This window comes from Flintibacter hominis (assembly GCF_014287965.1).
GTDB classification, from domain to species: Bacteria; Bacillota; Clostridia; order Oscillospirales; family Oscillospiraceae; genus Lawsonibacter; species Lawsonibacter aceti.
On the sequence record NZ_JACOPO010000003.1, the window covers coordinates 1 to 18,604 of the forward strand.

General features: G+C 57.4%; 22 protein-coding genes and 1 tRNA gene. 21 read left to right on the top strand and 2 right to left on the bottom strand.

Annotated elements, in window-relative coordinates:
• Positions 1 to 228, top strand: a 228-nt coding sequence (locus H8S11_RS05160; protein WP_186852444.1) for a hypothetical protein, incomplete at its 5' end; no start/stop codon positions are given.
• A 15-nt stretch (positions 229 to 243) separates the two neighbouring features.
• Here the strand turns inward: H8S11_RS05160 and H8S11_RS05165 are convergent.
• Positions 244 to 450 (bottom strand): hypothetical protein, encoded by a 207-nt coding sequence (locus tag H8S11_RS05165; RefSeq protein ID WP_186852445.1) that lies wholly within the window; start codon positions 448 to 450, stop codon positions 244 to 246.
• A gap of 125 nt (positions 451 to 575) precedes the next feature.
• On the opposite strand from H8S11_RS05165, the gene H8S11_RS05170 reads away from it, so the two are divergent.
• The 8 genes from H8S11_RS05170 to H8S11_RS05205 all read left to right on the top strand — a co-directional run bounded on the left by H8S11_RS05170 (position 576) and on the right by H8S11_RS05205 (position 4,788).
• Positions 576 to 1,355: a peptidoglycan recognition protein family protein gene (locus H8S11_RS05170; protein WP_186852446.1), complete on the top strand. Its 780-nt coding sequence runs from the start codon at positions 576 to 578 to the stop codon at positions 1,353 to 1,355.
• Positions 1,356 to 1,370: 15 nt separating this feature from the next.
• On the top strand, positions 1,371 to 1,622 hold the full coding sequence (locus tag H8S11_RS05175) for a hypothetical protein (protein WP_186852447.1): 252 nt from the start codon (positions 1,371 to 1,373) through the stop codon (positions 1,620 to 1,622).
• Between the two features lie 146 nt (positions 1,623 to 1,768).
• Entirely contained in the window at positions 1,769 to 1,930 is a 162-nt protein-coding gene (locus H8S11_RS05180) for a hypothetical protein (protein ID WP_186852448.1), read from the top strand.
• Positions 1,914 to 2,405 (top strand): hypothetical protein, encoded by a 492-nt coding sequence (locus H8S11_RS05185; protein WP_186852449.1) that lies wholly within the window; start codon positions 1,914 to 1,916, stop codon positions 2,403 to 2,405. The genes H8S11_RS05180 and H8S11_RS05185 overlap by 17 nt, the downstream gene beginning before the upstream one ends.
• Before the next feature lie 4 nt (positions 2,406 to 2,409).
• On the top strand, positions 2,410 to 2,625 hold the full coding sequence (locus H8S11_RS05190) for a hypothetical protein (protein WP_186852450.1): 216 nt from the start codon (positions 2,410 to 2,412) through the stop codon (positions 2,623 to 2,625).
• Between the two features lie 103 nt (positions 2,626 to 2,728).
• Positions 2,729 to 3,490 carry a hypothetical protein gene (locus H8S11_RS05195; protein ID WP_186852451.1) on the top strand — a complete coding sequence of 254 codons (762 nt, stop codon included), beginning with the start codon at positions 2,729 to 2,731 and terminating at the stop codon, positions 3,488 to 3,490.
• Between the two features lie 99 nt (positions 3,491 to 3,589).
• Positions 3,590 to 3,985 (top strand): hypothetical protein, encoded by a 396-nt coding sequence (locus H8S11_RS05200; protein WP_186852452.1) that lies wholly within the window; start codon positions 3,590 to 3,592, stop codon positions 3,983 to 3,985.
• A 14-nt stretch (positions 3,986 to 3,999) separates the two neighbouring features.
• Positions 4,000 to 4,788 carry a DUF7841 family protein gene (locus tag H8S11_RS05205; protein ID WP_186852453.1) on the top strand — a complete coding sequence of 263 codons (789 nt, stop codon included), beginning with the start codon at positions 4,000 to 4,002 and terminating at the stop codon, positions 4,786 to 4,788.
• Between the two features lie 180 nt (positions 4,789 to 4,968).
• On the opposite strand, the gene H8S11_RS05210 is transcribed toward H8S11_RS05205, so the two are convergent.
• A tRNA-Gln gene (locus tag H8S11_RS05210) sits at positions 4,969 to 5,042 on the bottom strand.
• Between the two features lie 163 nt (positions 5,043 to 5,205).
• Between H8S11_RS05210 and H8S11_RS05215 the strand changes: the two genes are divergently transcribed.
• The 12 genes from H8S11_RS05215 (at position 5,206) to H8S11_RS05270 (ending at position 18,587) form a co-directional block, all read left to right on the top strand.
• Positions 5,206 to 5,472 (top strand): GNAT family N-acetyltransferase, encoded by a 267-nt coding sequence (locus tag H8S11_RS05215; RefSeq protein ID WP_186852454.1) that lies wholly within the window; start codon positions 5,206 to 5,208, stop codon positions 5,470 to 5,472.
• A gap of 292 nt (positions 5,473 to 5,764) precedes the next feature.
• A complete protein-coding gene (locus H8S11_RS05220) occupies positions 5,765 to 6,925 on the top strand; it encodes a galactose ABC transporter substrate-binding protein (protein ID WP_186852455.1) in 1,161 nt (386 codons plus the stop codon).
• Between the two features lie 160 nt (positions 6,926 to 7,085).
• Positions 7,086 to 8,594, top strand: coding sequence for a sugar ABC transporter ATP-binding protein (locus H8S11_RS05225; protein ID WP_147571237.1), 1,509 nt, complete (start codon positions 7,086 to 7,088; stop codon positions 8,592 to 8,594).
• Positions 8,595 to 8,611: 17 nt separating this feature from the next.
• On the top strand, positions 8,612 to 9,670 hold the full coding sequence (locus tag H8S11_RS05230) for a galactose/methyl galactoside ABC transporter permease MglC (protein WP_147571236.1): 1,059 nt from the start codon (positions 8,612 to 8,614) through the stop codon (positions 9,668 to 9,670).
• Positions 9,671 to 9,810: 140 nt separating this feature from the next.
• Positions 9,811 to 11,415, top strand: coding sequence for a response regulator (locus tag H8S11_RS05235; RefSeq protein WP_186852456.1), 1,605 nt, complete (start codon positions 9,811 to 9,813; stop codon positions 11,413 to 11,415).
• 148 nt (positions 11,416 to 11,563) lie between these two features.
• Positions 11,564 to 13,330 (top strand): cache domain-containing sensor histidine kinase, encoded by a 1,767-nt coding sequence (locus H8S11_RS05240; protein WP_240288908.1) that lies wholly within the window; start codon positions 11,564 to 11,566, stop codon positions 13,328 to 13,330.
• On the top strand, positions 13,327 to 14,280 hold the full coding sequence (locus tag H8S11_RS05245; RefSeq protein WP_186852458.1) for a sugar ABC transporter substrate-binding protein: 954 nt from the start codon (positions 13,327 to 13,329) through the stop codon (positions 14,278 to 14,280). The genes H8S11_RS05240 and H8S11_RS05245 overlap by 4 nt, the downstream gene beginning before the upstream one ends.
• Complete coding sequence (locus H8S11_RS05250; protein WP_147571233.1) at positions 14,237 to 15,301, top strand: galactose ABC transporter substrate-binding protein; 1,065 nt, start codon at positions 14,237 to 14,239, stop codon at positions 15,299 to 15,301. The genes H8S11_RS05245 and H8S11_RS05250 overlap by 44 nt, the downstream gene beginning before the upstream one ends.
• 105 nt (positions 15,302 to 15,406) lie before the next feature.
• Positions 15,407 to 16,327 (top strand): tocopherol cyclase family protein, encoded by a 921-nt coding sequence (locus H8S11_RS05255; RefSeq protein WP_186852459.1) that lies wholly within the window; start codon positions 15,407 to 15,409, stop codon positions 16,325 to 16,327.
• Positions 16,328 to 16,526: 199 nt separating this feature from the next.
• Positions 16,527 to 17,039: a cob(I)yrinic acid a,c-diamide adenosyltransferase gene (locus H8S11_RS05260; RefSeq protein WP_186852460.1), complete on the top strand. Its 513-nt coding sequence runs from the start codon at positions 16,527 to 16,529 to the stop codon at positions 17,037 to 17,039.
• An 11-nt stretch (positions 17,040 to 17,050) separates the two neighbouring features.
• Positions 17,051 to 17,386: a winged helix-turn-helix domain-containing protein gene (locus tag H8S11_RS05265; RefSeq protein ID WP_186852461.1), complete on the top strand. Its 336-nt coding sequence runs from the start codon at positions 17,051 to 17,053 to the stop codon at positions 17,384 to 17,386.
• Positions 17,387 to 17,504: 118 nt separating this feature from the next.
• Complete coding sequence (locus H8S11_RS05270; RefSeq protein ID WP_207721922.1) at positions 17,505 to 18,587, top strand: ABC transporter substrate-binding protein; 1,083 nt, start codon at positions 17,505 to 17,507, stop codon at positions 18,585 to 18,587.
• Positions 18,588 to 18,604 lie beyond the last annotated feature (17 nt).

An 18,604-nucleotide genomic window follows, 5' to 3' on the forward strand; every position in this document is an offset into this window, starting at 1 on the left:
ATCACTGAGAAGAACGACGCCCCCGATTTGGCTACCGTAGGCATGCCCATGCTCCTGAAGAAGCACCCTGAGATTACCCACGAGGAGGCCAAGGAGATTCGTGAGTTTACTGGCCGCCATGGGCCGGAGTTGGCCGCCGCCTTCCCTGACAAGGAGGCGTTTGAGGCCGCCGTGGCTACTGGCGTGGCGGAGGATGAGGCCGCCAAAGAGGAAGCGGAAAGAGAATAATAAAAAAGCACCCAATCAGGGTGCCTTTAGCTCCATATTTAGCTGTTGAATAATCAGGGCGGTCTCTAACATCCCAGTCATTTTCTCCTCACTGTCCGGCATGGAGGAAAAGTTCTCCCTGGCATTTGTCAGGATTCTGAGGGCCATTTCCCGGTCTTCGTTTGTGGCGTTGCCGGACTCGAACTTGTCTGCTAGTGCAGAAAATTCCTGGTTTGTGTCCACTGATAGGCTGAAAGCAGTTTCTGCCTGCCTCAAAAAGTGGCAAAGCAATTTGTAATCATGCATTTTTATCACTCCCTTATCCGCATATTACAGCACACGCCCTGATATGTCAATGGAGGAAGACCATGAGATTACGAAAACAGTATTTGACCAAGAACGACTGTTACAGGGCCGGGAGGACCATCCGGCCGCTGGGAATAATGATACACTCGACGGGGGCTAATAACCCCTCTGTGGCCCGCTATGTGCCCGGAGATGATGTAATTGGCCGGAATCAGTACGGGAATGATTGGGACAGGCCCGGACTGGAAAAGTGCGCCCACGCCTTTGTAGGCAGATTTGCCGACGGATTGGTGGGGACAGTGCAGACCCTTCCATGGAATCGCCGTGGCTGGCACTGTGGCCGAGGGAAGAACGGCAGTGCAAATGATACCCACATTTCCTTTGAGATCTGCGAGGACGGCCTGGAGGATGCCAGCTATTTTAAGGCGGTGTACCAGGAGGCCGTGGAGCTGACCGCCTCTCTCTGCAAAGAGTATAACCTGGACCCGTTGGCTGACGGAGTGGTAATCTGCCATCAGGAGGGCTACCGCAGAGGGATCGCCAGTAACCACGGTGATGTCCTTCACTGGTTCCCTAAATTCGGCAAGACCATGGATGATTTCCGGGCGGATGTAGCCCGGTGGATGGAAGGAGAGGATGAAACTGTGACATACGAGCAGTGGAAGGAGTACATGGACCGCTATCGGCGGGAGCTGGGCACACAGCCAGCCAGCCAGTGGGCTGTCCCCTATATCAACAAAGCCATTGACGCTGGTCGCATGGACGAAGTCAACGGAAGCATTGAGCGGCCCCAGGACTTTGTGACAAGGCAGGAGCTGGCAACAGTAGTATCGAATCTGTAAAAAGGACGTGAACCAATGAGCGCAAGAGTGAAGCTGCCTGACCCGCTGGATAAGCTCTTGCGCTCTCAACTGGAGGAGGCCATCCACGAGGCCGCACTCCACCGGGACGATGAACTGATCGCCAGACGATATCTTATTGACAAATGGTGTCAAATGGATATTGCGGCGGAGCTGGGATGGCGCAGGGCCACGGTGGGAGACCACCTTAAACATATTTTGGAACGGGTGAAAAATGTATCCGCCAAGCTCTACACAAACCGTACATAAAACGTACACAACCCCGACTGGGACCGTACCCAGCCGGGGAATTTTTATGCGACAATATAGACATGGAGGACGTGAGGATCAAGGGTTGGTACACGTCGCCGCCCTCCTCACGGACTCCTTATTTTTATACAAAGGACGTGTGATATATGACCCCGGTAGAGAGATTGATTGCCGCTGGCATCCGGCCCGATTGCGCCAGGGAAACCATTATGTGGTTTCGGGCACAGGGGGATGATTATGGTTTGGAAAAGTATCTGAATGAGGTAGAAGCAAGGAAGGGGGTGCCAGCCGATGGCCGGATTTCCTAATTATACATACCCCGCTTACGGCGGCTACAACCCTGTAACTCCGTTTGCGCCCGCTCCGCAGGTCTACCAACCTATGCAGCAGCCCGTTCCACAGCCTGTACAGTCCGCCCAGACAGTTGGGAGTACAAACACACAGCCCAACTTTTTCTGCCGTCCTGTTGCCTCCAAAGAGGAAGCATTGGGTGTCCCAGTGGACTTTATGGGTGCCCCCATGTTTTTCCCGGACCTTGCTCATAGTGTGGTCTACATGAAGCGGTTCAATACCAACAGTGGGTCGGCTGATGTGTTTGAATTTAAGCTCGACACGCCTAGAGAGAAACAGGAACAGGTACCCACTCAGGTAGCGGCCTTTGCCCCGCTGGATGAGTTTATAGACATGAAGGACACAGTACAAAATTTAAAGGACGAGGTTGATAGGTTGAAAAAACCTACTGGAAAGGCAGTGAAAAAGAATGATGCCTCCAATGATGAATAATCCAATGATGGCAATGCTCCAGATGGCACGGAACGGCGGAAATCCCATGCAAATGCTTCAACAGATGGCTGGACAGAATCCACAGGCCGCCCAAGCTATGCGGCTGATTCAGGGAAAGAATCCGCAGCAGCTCCGCCAGATTGCGGAAAACATGGCAAAAGAGCGGGGCGTGGATCTTGACCAAATGGCCAGACAGATGGGGCTCACATTGCCTAAGTAAATAAATCACTTTATCAGTTTTCGGGTCTTGATAAAAACCGCTCTTTGGAAACATCCGGGGAGCGTACGGCCCCGATGTAATAACTGATAAAGGAGTATATACAATGGATAACGATTTTGCGACTGGCTATGCGCTGGGCAGCGATTCCAACGGCGGAAACTGTAACAATGGCGGCTTTTGGGGCGGTGACGGCTGGTGGGCTATCATCATCTTCGCCATGATCTTTGGCTGGGGCCGAGGCGGTTTCGGCGGCTTCGGCGGTGGCGGTGCCAGCACTGATCCTGGTCTCCAGGGCCTTGCTACCCGTGCCGATGTAAACGAGGCCATTGCCTTCAACGGTGTGGAGCGCGGCATCTCTGCTATTCAGCAGGGCATCTGTGACAGCACCTATGCCCTAAACAACAGCATCACCAACGGCTTCAATAACACCAATGTTGCTCTGCTTCAGGGCTTCAACGGCATCCAGTCCCAGATGTGCAACATGGCCGCGCAGGCTCAGGATTGTTGCTGCCAGACCCAGCGGGCCATTGACGGTGTGAATTACAACATGGCCACCAACACCTGCGCCATTCAGAACACTATCCAGGGCAGCACCCGCGATATTTTGGAAAACAACAATTCCAACACCCGTGCCATCCTGGATTTCCTGACTCAGAGCAAGATTGATTCCCTCCAGGCTGAGAATCAGTCCCTCAAGCTGGCTGCGTCTCAGGCTAACCAGAACAGCTATCTGACTGCCACTCTGGACGCTCAGACCTCTGAACTGATCCGGCGCATCAATCCCATGCCCGTGCCTGCCTATCAGGTGCCCGCCCCTTATCCCTACTGCGGGGCCTATAACAGCGGCTGCGGCTGTGGCTGCTAAACTGGTCGATTTCGACCACTTTAAATTTCCGGCTCTGCCGTGACTATTTCGGGGCGGTGGGCAACAGTCTGCCGCCCCTGATTTTTGGAGGTAAAATATATGTCTTGCAAACCTGTATGTAAGCTCTGTGACCGGCTTGTGCTCTCACAGGCTGTCGTCTTTACTGGTGGGAATCTGGAGATCAACCTTCCGGCTGGGGCCTACAACAACGGAGAGAAGTATTGTATTGTTGTGGCCCAGGCAATCCCTGAAACTGCCACTATCAATGCTCCGGTATATATCACCATCGGGACCGGGACAACGCTCTACCCGCTGACCAAGCGTAGCTGTGCTCAGGTAACCGCATGTGGTATTCGTACCCGCACCCGCTACTCTGTCTGTGTGGTTACTACTCCCACCGGCGGCTCGTTCCGTATGCTGGGCGCTCCCTGCTGCTCCCCCAGCAACAACCTTTCCAGCATTGACGGTGGGACCGCCGCTGCCCCTGCGACATAAAGGAGGGATACAGTATGAAACGATCTACTAAAATGCTTCTGATGAACCAGGGGAAAGAAAAAGGCCGCCATTTCGGGTTTGAGTATGATGATTGGCGGGCTAAAGACCGCTATCCGTATCCTGACCGGGTAGAGGACCGCTTCCGCGACCGCACTGGCCGTGAGCACTACGACAATGGACGGTATGCCCCAATGTCCGCAATGATGGAACCGGAGGACAGAGGATATCGCAGATATTCAGACGGACGGTTTGCGCCCAGGTCTGATATGTATGGGCCTGATATGGGGCGCTATCTTCCCTACCATGACCAACCCATGGGCCATTTTGACGAGAACCAGCATTGGCCGATAAACGATAGATACGAGGGCCGTCCAATCGGGTTCAATCGTGACTGGGTACAAATGGGAAGTTCCGATGCGAGCGTGCCTCAGTATCGAGAGATGGACCACATTCCTGGCCATCGTGCTATGAGTGGATATTCTGACAGCAATTATTCCCCAAAGTTTGACCAGCAAATGGCCGATGAGTGGACCAGCCACATGGAGAATGAGGATGGAACAAATGGAGCCCATTGGACATTCGACCAGGCAAAACAGGTCATGGCACAACGGAGTCTAGGTTATGATCCCTACGAATTTTGGGCCGCACTCAATATGATCTATTCCGATTATGTTAAAGTGGCCAAGAAATTCGGAGTCGGGGATAAGATCGACTTCTATGTCGATATGGCGAAAGCATTCCTGGACGACAAGGACGCTGGTCCCGATAAACTGGCGAAGTATTATAAGTACATCGTAAGATAAAAAAGTCCGCCCTCAAAATTGGGGGCGGACTATTCTGTAAAGTAAAAATACTTTTCCACCACATTTTCCACCACTTAAAGGCACAAACAGGCACTAAAAAGATATTTTCTCTGCCTTTGAAGGAGAAAGAAAAATTCCCTGAAAGCACTGGAAATAAAGCACTTTCAGGGAATTTTAGCTTGGCAGCGGGAGAAGGATTCGAACCCTCACAAACAGAGTCAGAGTCTGTCGTGCTACCCTTACACAATCCCGCTATTTGTGCCTGCTGTCGCAAGCACGAATGTTATTATAGCAGAGGATAGAAAATTGTCAATAGAATTTTTTTATTTTTTTATTTTGAAAGCAAAAAAAGAAAGATGGTCCTGTCTTGCCTTCTATCTGAAAGTAAGGTATACTACCTTTTAAGAGGTGATGGATATGGAGTTTCAGCATGAGCGGGAGCGCATTTTTGCCTTGGATGAACAGGGAAAGCTGGTGGCAGAGGTCACATTCCCCGTTTCAGAGGGGGTGGCTGACATTGACCACACCTTTGTAGACCAGTCCCTGCGGGGACAGGGGGTGGCCGGCCAGCTGCTGGATGCTGCCGTGCGGCAGATCCGGATGGAGGGCCTGCGTGCCAAGGCAACCTGTAGCTACGCGGCAAAGTGGTTCAAGGAGCACCCTGATCAGTCTGATCTGCTTTAATTCCCCTGCACGAAGGACGACCTGTTCAAGGCCGTCTTTTTTATTGCTTCAATTTGTGGTGTAAGGCAGGAGAAATGAGGGGTATACTGTAAGGGTAAAAGGGCTGGGTTCGTCTTTTTTCGGAAAATTTTTCTCTTGTTTGCTCACGAAACCAAGTTTTTTTATAGAAGTTCGTAGTTTTTTCTATCGTTTTTGCGGCGAGAAACGATTAGAATAAGGACGCTGAAAGAAACGTCGGTTTTTTCAGCGAGTCTACGTAAGACGCCAACTGAACGAAACAGGAGGAATAACAATGAAAAAGAAGCTTGCACTTGCTCTGGCCGCTGTCATGATGATCGGCCTGTTTGCCGGATGTGGCAGCAAGGACAACAACAGCTCGAACAGCAACGCCGGCAGCTCTGCTGGCAGCGCCGCCGGCAGCACCTCTCAGGGGACTGCCACTCCCGCCAGCGATATGCGGGTAGACGTGTTCTACTATGACTTCTCCGATATCTATATCTCCAGCGTCCGTGCGTCCATGGACGAGCAGCTGAAGGCCCTGGGCATTGAGCCCAACAACTGGGACGGCGCCGGCTCCCAGCCCACCCAGACTGACCAGGTCAACACCGCCATCACCGCCGGTTCCGATCTTCTGATCGTCAACATCGTGGAGACCTCCACTTCCGATCCCGCCAAGGATATCGTTGAGGCCGCCCGCTCCGCTGACATCCCCGTCATCTTCTTCAACCGCGAGGTCGCCGACAATGAGGTGATCAACAGCTATGAGAAGTGCGCCTTCGTGGGTACCAACGCCCCCGACGCCGGCCATATGCAGGGTGAGATGATCGGCAACTACCTGATGGCCAACTACGACGCCGTGGACCTGAACGGCGACGGCACCATCTCCTATGTGATGTTCAAGGGCCAGGAGGCCAACGCTGAGGCTGAGGCCCGCACCCAGTTCGCCGTTGAGGACGCCAACGCCATCCTGACTGCCGGCGGCAAGCCCGAGCTGGCTTACTACGATGCCTCCGCTTCCACCAAGTACCTGGTTGACCAGGCCGGCAAGTGGTCCGCTCAGGCTGCCAACGACTACATGGTGTCTCTGCTGGGCTCCTATAACGAGGGCAACAACAACATGATCGAGCTGGTCATCTGCAACAACGATGGTATGGCCGAGGGCGCTATCGCCGCTCTGCAGAACGTGGGCTATAACAACGGCGAGGGCACCACCATCATCCCCGTGTTCGGCGTTGACGCCACCGACTCCGCCAAGGCTCTGATCAAGGCTGGCAACATGACCGGTTCCATCAAGCAGGACGCCGTGGGCATGGCCTCCACCATCGTCACCCTGGTCAAGAACGTTCAGGACGGCGTTGAGCTGATGGCCAATACCGATTCCTTCACCATTGACGCTGATGTGGCTAAGATCCGCGTGCCTTACGCCATGTATGACGCTACTACCCAGGACTAAGGACTGGTGGCAAAGCTGAATCGGCCCCAATAGAAACGACCCAAAGCGAGCGGGGCTGCCGGATGGCAGCCCCGCTCTCCAAGTGAAGCTCCCGCTTGAGACGCGGCCTGTACCGGGCGCGTATGAAGCGGAAGCTTCACCAAGAGAGAGGAGGAACAATATGGAGCAGCCAGCACTGCTGGAGATGCGCGGCATCTGCAAGGAATTCCCGGGCGTCAAGGCGCTGGACGGCGTCAATCTTACTGTCCGTCCTGGTACAGTCCATGCCTTGATGGGGGAGAACGGAGCCGGTAAGTCCACCCTGATGAAGTGCCTGTTCGGCATCTATCACAGAGACGCGGGTACCATCACGCTGGACGGCAAGGAGATCAATTTCAGAAGCTCAAAAGAGGCCCTGGAGAATGGTGTGGCCATGGTGCACCAGGAGCTGAACCAGGCCCTGACCCGCACGGTGAAGGACAACCTGTGGCTGGGCCGGTATCCTAAAGTAGCCGGATTTGTGGTCAGCGAGCGCATAATGGACCAGCGCACAAAGGAGATTTTTGAGACCTTAGAGGTAGAGGTGGACCCCAATGCTGTGATGTCCACGCTGCCCGTTTCCCAGCGCCAGATGGTGGAGATCGCCAAGGCAGTATCCTATAATTCCAAGATTATCGTCTTTGACGAGCCCACCTCCTCCCTGACAGAGACTGAAGTGGAGCACCTGTTCCGGATCATCAATATGCTGCGGGACCGGGGCTGCGGCATCATCTATATCAGCCACAAGATGGAGGAGATTCTGCGGATCAGTGATGATGTCACCATTATGCGGGACGGCACCTGGGTGGCTACCAAGCCAGCCAAGGAGCTGACCATGGACGAGATCATCCGGCTGATGGTGGGCCGTGAGCTGACCAACCGCTTCCCGCCCAAGACCAACAAGCCGGGAGAGGTGATCCTGGACGTCCAGCATATTGCGGGAAAATATACCCGGCTGAAGGACGCTACTTTCCAACTGAAAAAGGGTGAGGTGCTGGGTATCGCCGGTCTGGACGGCTCCGGCCGGACCGAGGTGCTGGAAAATCTGTTCGGCGCCATGACCCGACAGGGGGGAACTATTACCCTCCACGGTAAGCAGATTCAGAACCGGACCCCCAGAGAATCCATCAAAAACGGCTTTGCCCTCCTTACCGAGGAGCGCCGGGCCACCGGCATCTTCGGCATTCGGGATATCAAGGAGAACACCGTCATCTCCAATATCAAAAATTACCTGGTGGGCTTTGGCCGTCTGGCCTATCTTAGCGACAAGAAGATGAAAGAGGACACCGACTGGGCCATCCAGGCCATGCACATCAAAACGCCCAGCCAGAGGACCCAGATCCGTTCTCTATCCGGTGGCAATCAGCAAAAGGTCATCATCGGCCGCTGGCTGCTGACCAAGCCGGAGATCCTTCTGCTGGACGAGCCCACTCGTGGCATCGACGTGGGAGCCAAATACGAGATCTATCAACTCATCATCGACCTGGCCAACGAGGGCAAGGGGGTCATTATGGTATCTTCCGAGATGCCTGAGCTGCTGGGCGTATGCGACCGCATCATCGTCATGTCCGGCGGTCAGGTAGCCGGTGAGGTAGACGCGAAGAACACCAGCCAGGAGGAGATCCTCACCCTGGCGGCGAAGTATGTGTAAAGAGGAGGAAACGATTCATGAGTAACGAATCCAAGCAGCTCGCCGCCAAGGCGAAAGGCATTGACGCCAAGCAGGTCGGCAACGCCCTGCTGAACAATGCCCTGATCATCATTATGCTGGCGGTGGCCGCCTATGTGGCGATCACCCAGCCTTCTTTCCTGGCCCCCCGCTCTCTGGTCAACCTGCTGTCCCTGACCGCGGCCTATCTGCCTGTGGCGCTGGGCATCGCCGGCTGCATCGTGCTGACCGGCACCGACCTGTCCGCCGGTCGGGCCGTGGGCATCACCGCCTGTGTGGCCGCCTCCCTGCTCCAGGCCAGCGACGCCGCCAACAAGATGTGGCCCAATATCGGCACCCTGCCCATCCCCCTGGTCATCCTGATCGTGGTGGGCATCGGCGCTCTGATCGGCGCCTTTAACGGTTTCTTTGTGGCTAAGTTCAAGCTGCACCCCTTCATCGTCACCCTGGCGACCCAGCTGATCCTGTACACTATCCTTCTGCTATATGTTCAGCAGGGCAACAACAACGGCATGGCCATCTCCGGTCTGGATCAGGGCTACCGCAACTTCGTGGTGGGCAATCCCCCTCTGCTGACCTTCGGATCCATTCAGATCCCCAACTATGTGATCTACGCTGTGCTGCTGACCGTTCTGATGTGGTTCATCTGGAACAAGACGACCTTCGGAAAGAACATGTTTGCCCTGGGCGCCAATGAGGAGGCCGCCCGTGTGTCCGGCGTCAACGTGTTTGCCACCACCATCGCCGTCTTTGCCCTGGCTGGCGCCATGTACGGCTGGGCCGGCTTCGTGGAGTCCGCCCGTATCGCCTCCAACACCGCCAACACCGGCGTCAACTACGAGCTGGACGCCATCGCGGCCTGCGTCATTGGCGGCGTGTCCTTTGTAGGCGGCATCGGTAAGATCAGCGGCATCGTCATCGGTGTTATCATGCTGCGCCTGATTTTCGTGGCCCTGCCTCTGGTGGGCATGGACCAGAATCTGCAGTATGCCATCAAGGGCGGGATCATCCTCTTTGCCTGCGCTCTGGATATGCGCAAATATCTGGTGAAAAAGTAATTTCTACCGCACGTTCCTCTGGCCTTTTGGGCGCCCATCCACCACACGGCGGACGGGCGCCTTTCTTCTGTGGGAAAGAAGGGAGGCCCTTGAATAGCTTGGCAGACCTGTGCTATACTCTTTCCAAAGGAGGGGTCACTATGGAGCCCTACCGTGTGCTGCTGGCCGACGACGAGGAGGAGATCCGCGCCGGCATCAGCCGCAAGATCGACTGGAGCAGTCTGGGCTTCGCCCTGGTGGGCGAGGCAGAGAACGGCCAGGAGGCCCTGGAGCTGGCCGAGCAGCTCAGGCCGGACGTGGTCCTCACTGATATCAAAATGCCATTTATGGATGGCTTGGAGCTGTGCCGCCGCTTGAAACAGTCCCTTCCGGCGGCTAAACTAGTAGTATTCTCCGGTTTTGACGATTTTGAATACGCCCGCCAGGCCATCGGTATGGACGTATCCGAATATATCCTGAAGCCCATCAACGCCCCTGAGCTGATGGATGTGCTGAACAAGCTGAAGGACCAGCTGGACCGGCAGCGGCTGGAGCGGCGGGATATGGAGACCCTCCGCCGCCGGTATGAGGAGAGCCTGCCCGTGCTGCGTGAAATGTTCTACGCCCGGCTGCTGGATGGACAGATACGGGCTGATCTGATTCAGGAGCGGGCGGGCCGATACGAGATTGAACTGCCTCAGGGGACTTGGGCGGCGGCGCTAGTCCAGGTGGACTGCCTCAACGAAGCGGGAAAGCCGGAGCGGGATGAACTGCTCCTCCTGTCTGTCCGGGCGTTTTTGGAGGAGCATTTTGCCTTGGAGGGCTGTACCATCCGGGCCATCCTGTATAATGATACAGTGGCTCTGCTGGCCCATATGGGAGATCAGGGGATATATCCCCTGATTGAGGAGCTGGGGCGGCTGTGTGCCCTGGCTTACAGCTATCTGGGGATGTCGCTGACCGTGGGGGTGGGCTTGCCCTGCGATGGGCCGGAGGAGCTCCATTCCTCGGCCGAGGGGGCCCGTTCCGCCCTGGATTACCGTGTGCTGAAGGGGAGCGTACAGGTCATCTATATCGGCGATATGGAGCCGGACCACACGGTCCGGCTGGCCTTCGAGGAGGAGGACCAGCGCCAACTGGCAGCGGCGATCAAGCTGGGAAGCCAAGAAGAGGTGGAGCGGACCATTCGTACACTGATGGACCGGGTCCGCGAGGCGGGGCTCTCTTTGCCCCAGTGCCACCTGTTTTTCCTGGAAACCATGACCTGTCTGATCAAACTAGCCAGAGGAGGCGGGGTGGAGCTGGAGCGGGTGTTTGGGTCCGGCTTTACCGGGGCGATCTCCATCACGGATTTTTCCTCGCTGGATGAACTGGAGCGGTGGCTGGTAAAGGGCGGCCTGAAGCTGCGGGAGCTGCTGGGGCAGCAGCGGACAGACTCCACCTGGAAGACGGTGGAGCGGGCCAAGGATTTTATTGCCCGGAACTATGGGGATGGGGATTTGAGCGTAGAAACCCTTTGCTCCTATCTCCACCTGTCGCCCACCTATTTTTCCACCCTCTTCAAACGGGAGGTGGGGATGAGCTTCATCGCCTATCTGACTGAGGTGCGGATGGAGCGGGCCGCCCAGCTCCTGCAGGAAACAGAGGAAAAGACCTACCTTATCGCGGAGCAAACAGGTTATACTGACCCCAACTATTTCAGCTATGTGTTCAAGCGCCGGTTCGGTGTGTCCCCCTCCAAATTCAGGGCGGGACAGACGGGCTGACACCATCCGCCGGATGGGCATAACAGCGGGCCATGGCCCGCTGCCCCTTTCCCAGGAAAGGGGACCTGGTCAACGAAAAGAGAGGAGGGGGAGAGTGACCTCTATATTAAAGCGGTTTACCAGCCGCTGGGCCCAGCGATACCAGAAAATGAGCATCCAAATGGTTATCTCCCTCTCCTTTACCACGGTGGCGGTGGTGGGGATGATCTTTATGGGCCTGAGCCTGTTTTGGCGCTTTTCTTCCGCCACCGGGGAACTGGTGGCGGAGAACAGCCAGCGGGTGCTGGCTCAGGTCAATTTGAATCTGGACAGCTATCTCCGCTCTATGATGCGGGTGTCCGACACCATGTACTACCGGGTTATCAAGAGCGCGGACCTGGGGCGGGACAGCCTGACCGCACCCATGGAGCTGTTATATGAGGACGACCGGGACTCCCTGGTGTCCATCGCCCTCTTTGACCTGCGGGGAGGGTTGGTGTCTGCCGTTCCGTTAAGCACCCTGAAACAGCCAGCGGACCTGACGCAGACGGGCTGGTTCCTCTCGGCGCTTCAGAAGAAGGAGAACCTCCATTTCTCTACACCCCATGTCCAGGATCTCTTCGAGGACCCGGACTACCACTACCAGTGGGTGGTTTCCCTCAGCCGCTATGTCCAGCTGACCCGAGACGGAGCCACAGAGGGGGGTGTCCTGCTGGTGGATATGGGCTTTGCTGGCATTGAACAGGTGTGCCGCAACGTGGAGCTGCCCAATGGGGGCTACCTGTATCTCATTGACGGCAGCGGCGAGCTGATCTACCATCCCCGGCAGCAGCTCATCTATTCCGGGCTGCAGGAGGAGAACAACCAGGCAGCGGCACGCTACCGGGATGGCACCCACAGCGAGGAGTTCCAGGGCCAACGCCGCCAGGTGACCGTAAAGACCGTGGGCTATACCGGCTGGAAGCTGGTGGGAGTCGTGCCGGTGGAGGGAGGGTTTGTCTCCGACTCCCGGCAGATATTCCTTTTTGGGCTGTCCCTGCTGTTGTTCTCTATCTTCCTCATGGCCTTTTTGAATTTCCGGATATCTGCCCATATCTCGGATCCTATCCGCCGTCTGGAGCAGTCCATCAAGGAGCTGGAGGCGGGCAGGGAGGACGTGGAGATTGAGGAGGGAGGTTGCTATGAGGTGCAGCGCCTGGGCCACTCGATCCGGTCCATGGTGTCCACCATGCGGCACCTGATGGACGACATCATCGAGCAGGAGGGGCAGAAGCGCCGAAGTGAGCTGGAGGTCCTCCAGTCCCAGATCAATCCCCACTTCCTCTATAACACTCTGGATTCCGTCATTTGGATGACCGAGGCGGGCCGCTATGAGGAGGCCATCCAAATGGTCACCTCCTTGGCCCGGCTGTTCCGCATCTCTCTCAGCCGGGGAAAGAGCATCATCCCCCTGGCGGACGAGTTGGAGCACGCCCGCCACTATATGAATATCCAGCAAATACGCTATAAAAACAAATTTACCACACAAATCAATGCCCTGCCTGGGACCGATGGCCTATATACCATGAAGCTTATTGTACAGCCTATCTTGGAGAACGCCATCTACCACGGGATGGCCTCAGCGGAGGACGACGGCCTCATCACCGTCACAGCCCGGCGGGAGGGGGAGGACCTGGTCATTGATGTAGCGGACAACGGGCTGGGGATGCGTCCAGAGGTGGCCGCCTCTCTGCTGGATGAGGACAGGCCCGAAATCCGCACCAGCGGATCGGGGATTGGAGTGCGGAATGTCCACCGGCGGATTAGGCTGACCTTCGGAGACAGATATGGGCTTACCATATTCAGCGAACCCGACGAGGGGACCACTGTGCGGATCCGCCTCCCCGCTCTGGATCAGGACGGGGCGGCTCAGTACCAGCGGGAGGACGTGCCATGAAAAAGAGAAGAAGCGCGCTGATCCAGCTGGCCATCCTGACAGCTCTGGGAGCCGCTGTGGCGCTCACCCTTCTGCTGCCTCAGATGTCTGGACTGCACAGGCGTCCACAGCCGCTGGAGCTATCGGTCATCATTCGGGAGCAGGACAGCTCCTTCTGGACCAACACCCGTATGGGGATGGAGCAGGCGGCCGGGGAGCTGGGGGCTGAACTGCGGTTTTTGACCCTGGCCACCGCCAACGACGGCAGGGAGCAGTGGGAGCTGTTACAGCGGGAGATCGAGCAGGGCGCGGACGCTCTGGTGGTCGCCCCCGCGGACCCGGCGGCGCTGGAGAAAAGCCTGGGGGAGTTGGACAGGGACGTTCCGGTGGTCACATTGGAATCCCCACTGGAGGGGGCTGATTTGAGCGTGGTAGTCCCCAATGCTGAGATGGGGGCCAGTCTGGCCCAGGCGGCACTGGAGGATTGGAAGGGTGGAACGGTGCTTTTGCTTGACACCGCTCCCCACTGTACCGCTGTGGCCCAGCGCCTGGCGGCGGCCAAAGATCTCTTGGCCGGGGCTGGGGTGGAGACACAGGTTGAGACAGTCTCTGTAGACAGCCTGGCGAGCCAGCTGCCCGAGCTGCTTAGGCAGTTGAGCCCTGCCCAGATGATGACGTTTGAGCCGGCGGCCACGGAAGCGGCCGCCAGTGTGAAAAGCCTGGAGGGGCTTTCGGCGGATCTCTACGGCGTAGGCGCGACCGCCGCCGTTGTAGCGGCCCTGGATCAGGGCGCCCTGTCCGCCGTGGCCGCTTGGAGCGACTACGCCGCGGGCTATCTGGCGGTGGACGGAGCCGCCAAACTGGCCAGGGGAGAGCGGAGCGAAATGAAGCCGCCGCCCTTTTTCCTGATCCGAGGGGAGGACATCTATGAGCCGGACAACCAAAAATTACTCTTCCCAGTCACATCTTAAAGGAGTTGCCGTCCTGCTGCTGGCCCTGCTAGCCATAGCGCCTCTGTCTGGCTGCGGCCCAGAAAAGGGAGCGGAAACAGAGACCTTGCGGGTGGGGCTGGCGCTTTATACCCAAGACGACACGTTCATCTCCACCATTGTACAGGACCTGGAGCGGATCGCCCAGGAGGAGGAACTGGCCAGGGACATCAAGATCAACCTCTCTGTGGCTGATGGAAGGAGCAATCAGACGACCCAGCTGGAACAGGTGGACCGGCTGATTACCTGGGGCTGCGATGTGCTGTGTGTCAATATCGTGGACCGCACCGCGGCGGCGGTTCTCATTGACAAGGCGGAGGAGGCCGGGGTGCCCCTGATCTTCTTCAACCGCCAGCCGGTGGCGGAGGATATGGAGCGATGGGATCAGCTCTACTATGTGGGCGCCAGAGCGGAGGAGGGAGGCATCCTTCAGGGGCAACTGGTGCTGAAGGCATGGCTGTCCGACCGGGAGCGGCTGGATAAAAACGGAGACGGTATCCTCCAGTATGTGATGCTGGAGGGAGAGCCGGGCCACCAGGACGCCCTGCTGCGTACCGAGTATTCCATCCAGGTGTTGTCAGAGGCTGGGGTGGAGCTGGAGAAACTGGGAAGCGACACCGGAAACTGGAAGAGGGGGCCGGCCGCCACAAAAATGGGCCAGTGGCTGGAGGAATTTGGGGACCAGATCGAGGCGGTCATCGCCAACAATGACGACATGGCGCTGGGCGCGATAGACGCCTATGGACAGACGGACTGGGAGCTGCCTCTGGTGGTGGGGGTAGACGCCACCGCCCCGGCGCTTCAGGCCGTAGCGGAGGGAACGCTGTACGGCACGGTCCTCAACGACGCCGAGGGGATCGCACGGGCGATGCTGGACCTCACACTGGCACTGAGCGGTGTGAAGGACTCTGGGGACACTGTGGAGCTGACCGGGGACCACTACGTCTGGCTCTCCTACCAGAAAGTGACCAAAGAGAATCTGGCGGACTTTCAAATGGAATAGGTCTTTGGCGGGACGGGGCGTGGTTCCTGTCCCGCTGATATTTTGTTCCCGCGGGGATATACTATGGGGGAATGGATCTTAAACAGAGTAAAAGGTGGAGAGAGCATGGAATACTACCATGGTCCGGGCCGGCGTGGGGCCTATTTTGAGGGCTGGTATCTAAAGCATCAGGGCCCGGAGGGGGAGTTGGCCCTGATCCCGGCGATTCACCAGCGGCGCGGCGGGGAACGCTCTGCCACCATCCAGGTGATCACTGCGGACCAGACTAGAATATTCTCTTTCCCAGAACGGGCGTTTCAGGCATGGGCGGACCAGTTTAAGGTTCGAGTCAGCGGAAACTGGTTTTCCCAGGACGGAGTCTATGTGGATTTGGAGGAAGGGGATTTTTCCCTGAAAGGAGAGCTGCGTTACGGCCCGTTTACCAGGCTGGAGTCAGACATTATGGGCCCCTTTCGACGGGTGCCGGCCATGGAGTGCGTCCACACGGTGCTGAGTATGGCCCACCCGTTGGAGGGGCTGCTCTGCCTGAACGGGCGGTATTTGGATTTCTCCCATGGAACGGGATATATCGAGGGGGACAGGGGGAGGTCGTTCCCCAGGACCTACCTGTGGACGCAGTGCTGCTGGCAAGAGCGCCAGAAGGGGAGCATCATGCTGTCTATTGCCCACATCCCTATTCTGGTGGGAGGGTTTACCGGCTGTATCTGTCAGATATGGTTCGGAGGCAGATCTTACCGGATGGCCACCTACCAGGGAGTAAAAGTAGTCCAGTGGGGTAAAGAGGGGGCGCGTCTAAGACAGGGAGATTTGGAATTATCAGTGGATCTGGTCCGGGAGAGCGGACAGCCCCTCCGGGCCCCTGTTTCCGGACAGATGGAGCGGACCATCCACGAGAGCCTCTGCGCCACCGTCCGCTACCGCCTGTGGGAGCGGGGAAAGTTGATGTTCGACCGGACAGATGAGCTGGCCAGCTATGAGTACGCGGACGAGGGAAAAAAGCGCCGGGGGAGGGGCCGGTATTCATAAGGAAACATGGACTCCAACAAGATACAGACAGGAGAGGGATGGCCTTGTTCCTAGCCGGCCGGTCACAAAGCTTGATTTTTCTCAGAAAATGTAGTTAAATCAATCTGATATCGAGATGCCTGTGCCGCGAACGGCGCTTTAGCCCTTTCCGGAGCGGAGAAGGCTTTTTGGAGGCAGGCGGAAATGGGGAGGGACAAGCATGGAGCGGGGAATGGTCCACCTTTACTGGGGAACGGGAAAAGGAAAAACGACAGCGGCTATGGGGCTGGCCCTCCGGGCCCTTGGAAAAGGTATGGGAGTCACCGTAGTCCAGTTCTTAAAAGGGGGAATGAGCGGGGAACTGTCCCCTTTAGAGCGGTTGGGGGCCAGGATATACTCTGGGGCGGCTGGAGATCGGTTCTTCTTCCAGATGTCGGAGGCGGAGCGAAAAGAACTGGCGCAGGCGCAGACCAGACTGCTTCATCAGGCTCTCCAGGTCCCCTGTGACCTGCTGATCCTGGACGAGGCCTGTGCGGCCTGGCAGCTTGGCGCGGTAGACCGGGAAATGCTCCGTCAGGCTGTATTGGGCCGGCCGGAGCATTGTGAGGTAGTGCTTACTGGCCGGGAGCCCGCGGATTGGATGAAGGAGGCGGCCCACTACTCAACAGAGATGGTCTGCCACAGCCACCCCTTTGACCGCGGGACACAGGCTCGCCCTGGGATCGAATTTTAAGGGGGTAAGAAATGGAGCATCTGCGCTATCATCTGACCGTGAGGCTCTACCGGCAGGACAAGAGCTTTGGCCCCGGCCCCATGCGGCTGCTCCGCGGTGTGGAGGAGGGCGGTTCTCTTCACCAGGCGGCGGAGGCCATGGGGATGTCTTACTCCAAAGCGTGGACCCTGCTGCGTAAGCTGGAAAAGGAGTGGGGCTTTACCCTGCTGGACCGCCAGTCCGGCGGCCCCAAAGGAGGAGGCTCCGTACTTACCCCGGAAGGCAGGGATCTGCTGGAGCGGTATGAGGCCATGTGCGCCCAAGTAGAGCAGGCGGCCCAAAAGGCGTTTGCACAATATTTTCAGTAGCTGAGAGCACCCCTGCCCGACGGGCAGGGGTGTTTTTGACAAAGGGATATTCTTGTGTTAGAATAACGCTCGGCATTTGCCGACCAGAGATCGACAAAAGATAAAGAGGGATAGAGAGATGAAGATAAACTTTCAAAAGCGGCTGCTGGCACTGGCCATTGCAGCTGTGATGACCCTTTCCTTGGCCGCCTGTGGCCAGAAGAACGGCCCCGCGGCTTCCAGTGGGAGCCAGGGGGCGGCCACTGGCTCCGCTGAGGTCCAAAGCGGCGGGCAGGAGGGGATAGTCGCCTTTACGGACCAGGCCGGGCGGCAGGTAGAACTGGAGGGTCCGGCCCAGACGGTGGTAAGCTGCTATTATGTGACCACTTACGCGGCGATTGCTCTGGGCGTAGCCGACCGGGTGGTAGGTCTGGAAAAAAAGGCGGATACCCGTCCGATCTATCATATGGCGGCCTCTGCCTTGCTGGAAAAGCCCCAGGTGGGCACCATGAAAGAACTGGATGTAGAGGCGGTGGCCGCTCTGGCTCCGGATCTGGTGGTCATGCCAAAGAAGCTGATGGACTATGCGGATACCCTGGAGGAGCTGGGCCTTCCGGTGATGGTCGTGGAGCCTGAAACCCATGAAGGACTAGTGACTATGCTGGAGCTGCTGGGGCAGGCCTGCGGGGTCGAGGACCGGGCGGCCCAGCTGACAAACTACTATGAGGAACAGCTGGACCGGATGGCCCAGCTCACCGAGGGGACGGAGAGGCCGCTGGTCTATCTGGCGGGGAACTCCTCCTACCTTACCGCCGCCCCGGACGCTATGTATCAGAGCTCTCTGATCGAGGGCGCCGGAGGGACCAATGTGGCCGCTGGCCTGGAGGGGGACTACTGGGCCGAAGTATCCTATGAGAGCGTCTTGGCCATGGCGCCGGAGGTGGTCATTATCCCAGCGGGAGCGGAGTATACGGTTGAGGATATTCTAGGGGATCCCCAGTTGGCCTCCCTTCCAGCGGTCCAGAGCGGCGCGGTCTACGCCATGCCCAGCGGCATTGAGGAGTGGGACTCTCCCATCCCCTCCGGCATTCTGGGCACAATGTGGCTGACCAGCGTCCTCCATGAGGACGTTTATCCCTTTGCGGACTTTGTGGCCGACGCGCAGGACTTCTATCAGACCTTCTACGGCTTTCAACTGGATGGGAGCCTGATCACCAAGTAACGAAAGGAGGGGGATGC

Coding starts and splice junctions, on each gene's coding strand:
- H8S11_RS05170 (WP_186852446.1), top strand. CDS start 576: ATGAGATTACGAAAACAGTATTTGACCAAGAACGACTGTTACAGGGCC.
- H8S11_RS05175 (WP_186852447.1), top strand. CDS start 1,371: ATGAGCGCAAGAGTGAAGCTGCCTGACCCGCTGGATAAGCTCTTGCGC.
- H8S11_RS05180 (WP_186852448.1), top strand. CDS start 1,769: ATGACCCCGGTAGAGAGATTGATTGCCGCTGGCATCCGGCCCGATTGC.
- H8S11_RS05185 (WP_186852449.1), top strand. CDS start 1,914: ATGGCCGGATTTCCTAATTATACATACCCCGCTTACGGCGGCTACAAC.
- H8S11_RS05190 (WP_186852450.1), top strand. CDS start 2,410: ATGATGGCAATGCTCCAGATGGCACGGAACGGCGGAAATCCCATGCAA.
- H8S11_RS05195 (WP_186852451.1), top strand. CDS start 2,729: ATGGATAACGATTTTGCGACTGGCTATGCGCTGGGCAGCGATTCCAAC.
- H8S11_RS05200 (WP_186852452.1), top strand. CDS start 3,590: ATGTCTTGCAAACCTGTATGTAAGCTCTGTGACCGGCTTGTGCTCTCA.
- H8S11_RS05205 (WP_186852453.1), top strand. CDS start 4,000: ATGAAACGATCTACTAAAATGCTTCTGATGAACCAGGGGAAAGAAAAA.
- H8S11_RS05215 (WP_186852454.1), top strand. CDS start 5,206: ATGGAGTTTCAGCATGAGCGGGAGCGCATTTTTGCCTTGGATGAACAG.
- H8S11_RS05220 (WP_186852455.1), top strand. CDS start 5,765: ATGAAAAAGAAGCTTGCACTTGCTCTGGCCGCTGTCATGATGATCGGC.
- H8S11_RS05225 (WP_147571237.1), top strand. CDS start 7,086: ATGGAGCAGCCAGCACTGCTGGAGATGCGCGGCATCTGCAAGGAATTC.
- H8S11_RS05230 (WP_147571236.1), top strand. CDS start 8,612: ATGAGTAACGAATCCAAGCAGCTCGCCGCCAAGGCGAAAGGCATTGAC.
- H8S11_RS05235 (WP_186852456.1), top strand. CDS start 9,811: ATGGAGCCCTACCGTGTGCTGCTGGCCGACGACGAGGAGGAGATCCGC.
- H8S11_RS05240 (WP_240288908.1), top strand. CDS start 11,564: ATGAGCATCCAAATGGTTATCTCCCTCTCCTTTACCACGGTGGCGGTG.
- H8S11_RS05245 (WP_186852458.1), top strand. CDS start 13,327: ATGAAAAAGAGAAGAAGCGCGCTGATCCAGCTGGCCATCCTGACAGCT.
- H8S11_RS05250 (WP_147571233.1), top strand. CDS start 14,237: ATGAGCCGGACAACCAAAAATTACTCTTCCCAGTCACATCTTAAAGGA.
- H8S11_RS05255 (WP_186852459.1), top strand. CDS start 15,407: ATGGAATACTACCATGGTCCGGGCCGGCGTGGGGCCTATTTTGAGGGC.
- H8S11_RS05260 (WP_186852460.1), top strand. CDS start 16,527: ATGGAGCGGGGAATGGTCCACCTTTACTGGGGAACGGGAAAAGGAAAA.
- H8S11_RS05265 (WP_186852461.1), top strand. CDS start 17,051: ATGGAGCATCTGCGCTATCATCTGACCGTGAGGCTCTACCGGCAGGAC.
- H8S11_RS05270 (WP_207721922.1), top strand. CDS start 17,505: ATGAAGATAAACTTTCAAAAGCGGCTGCTGGCACTGGCCATTGCAGCT.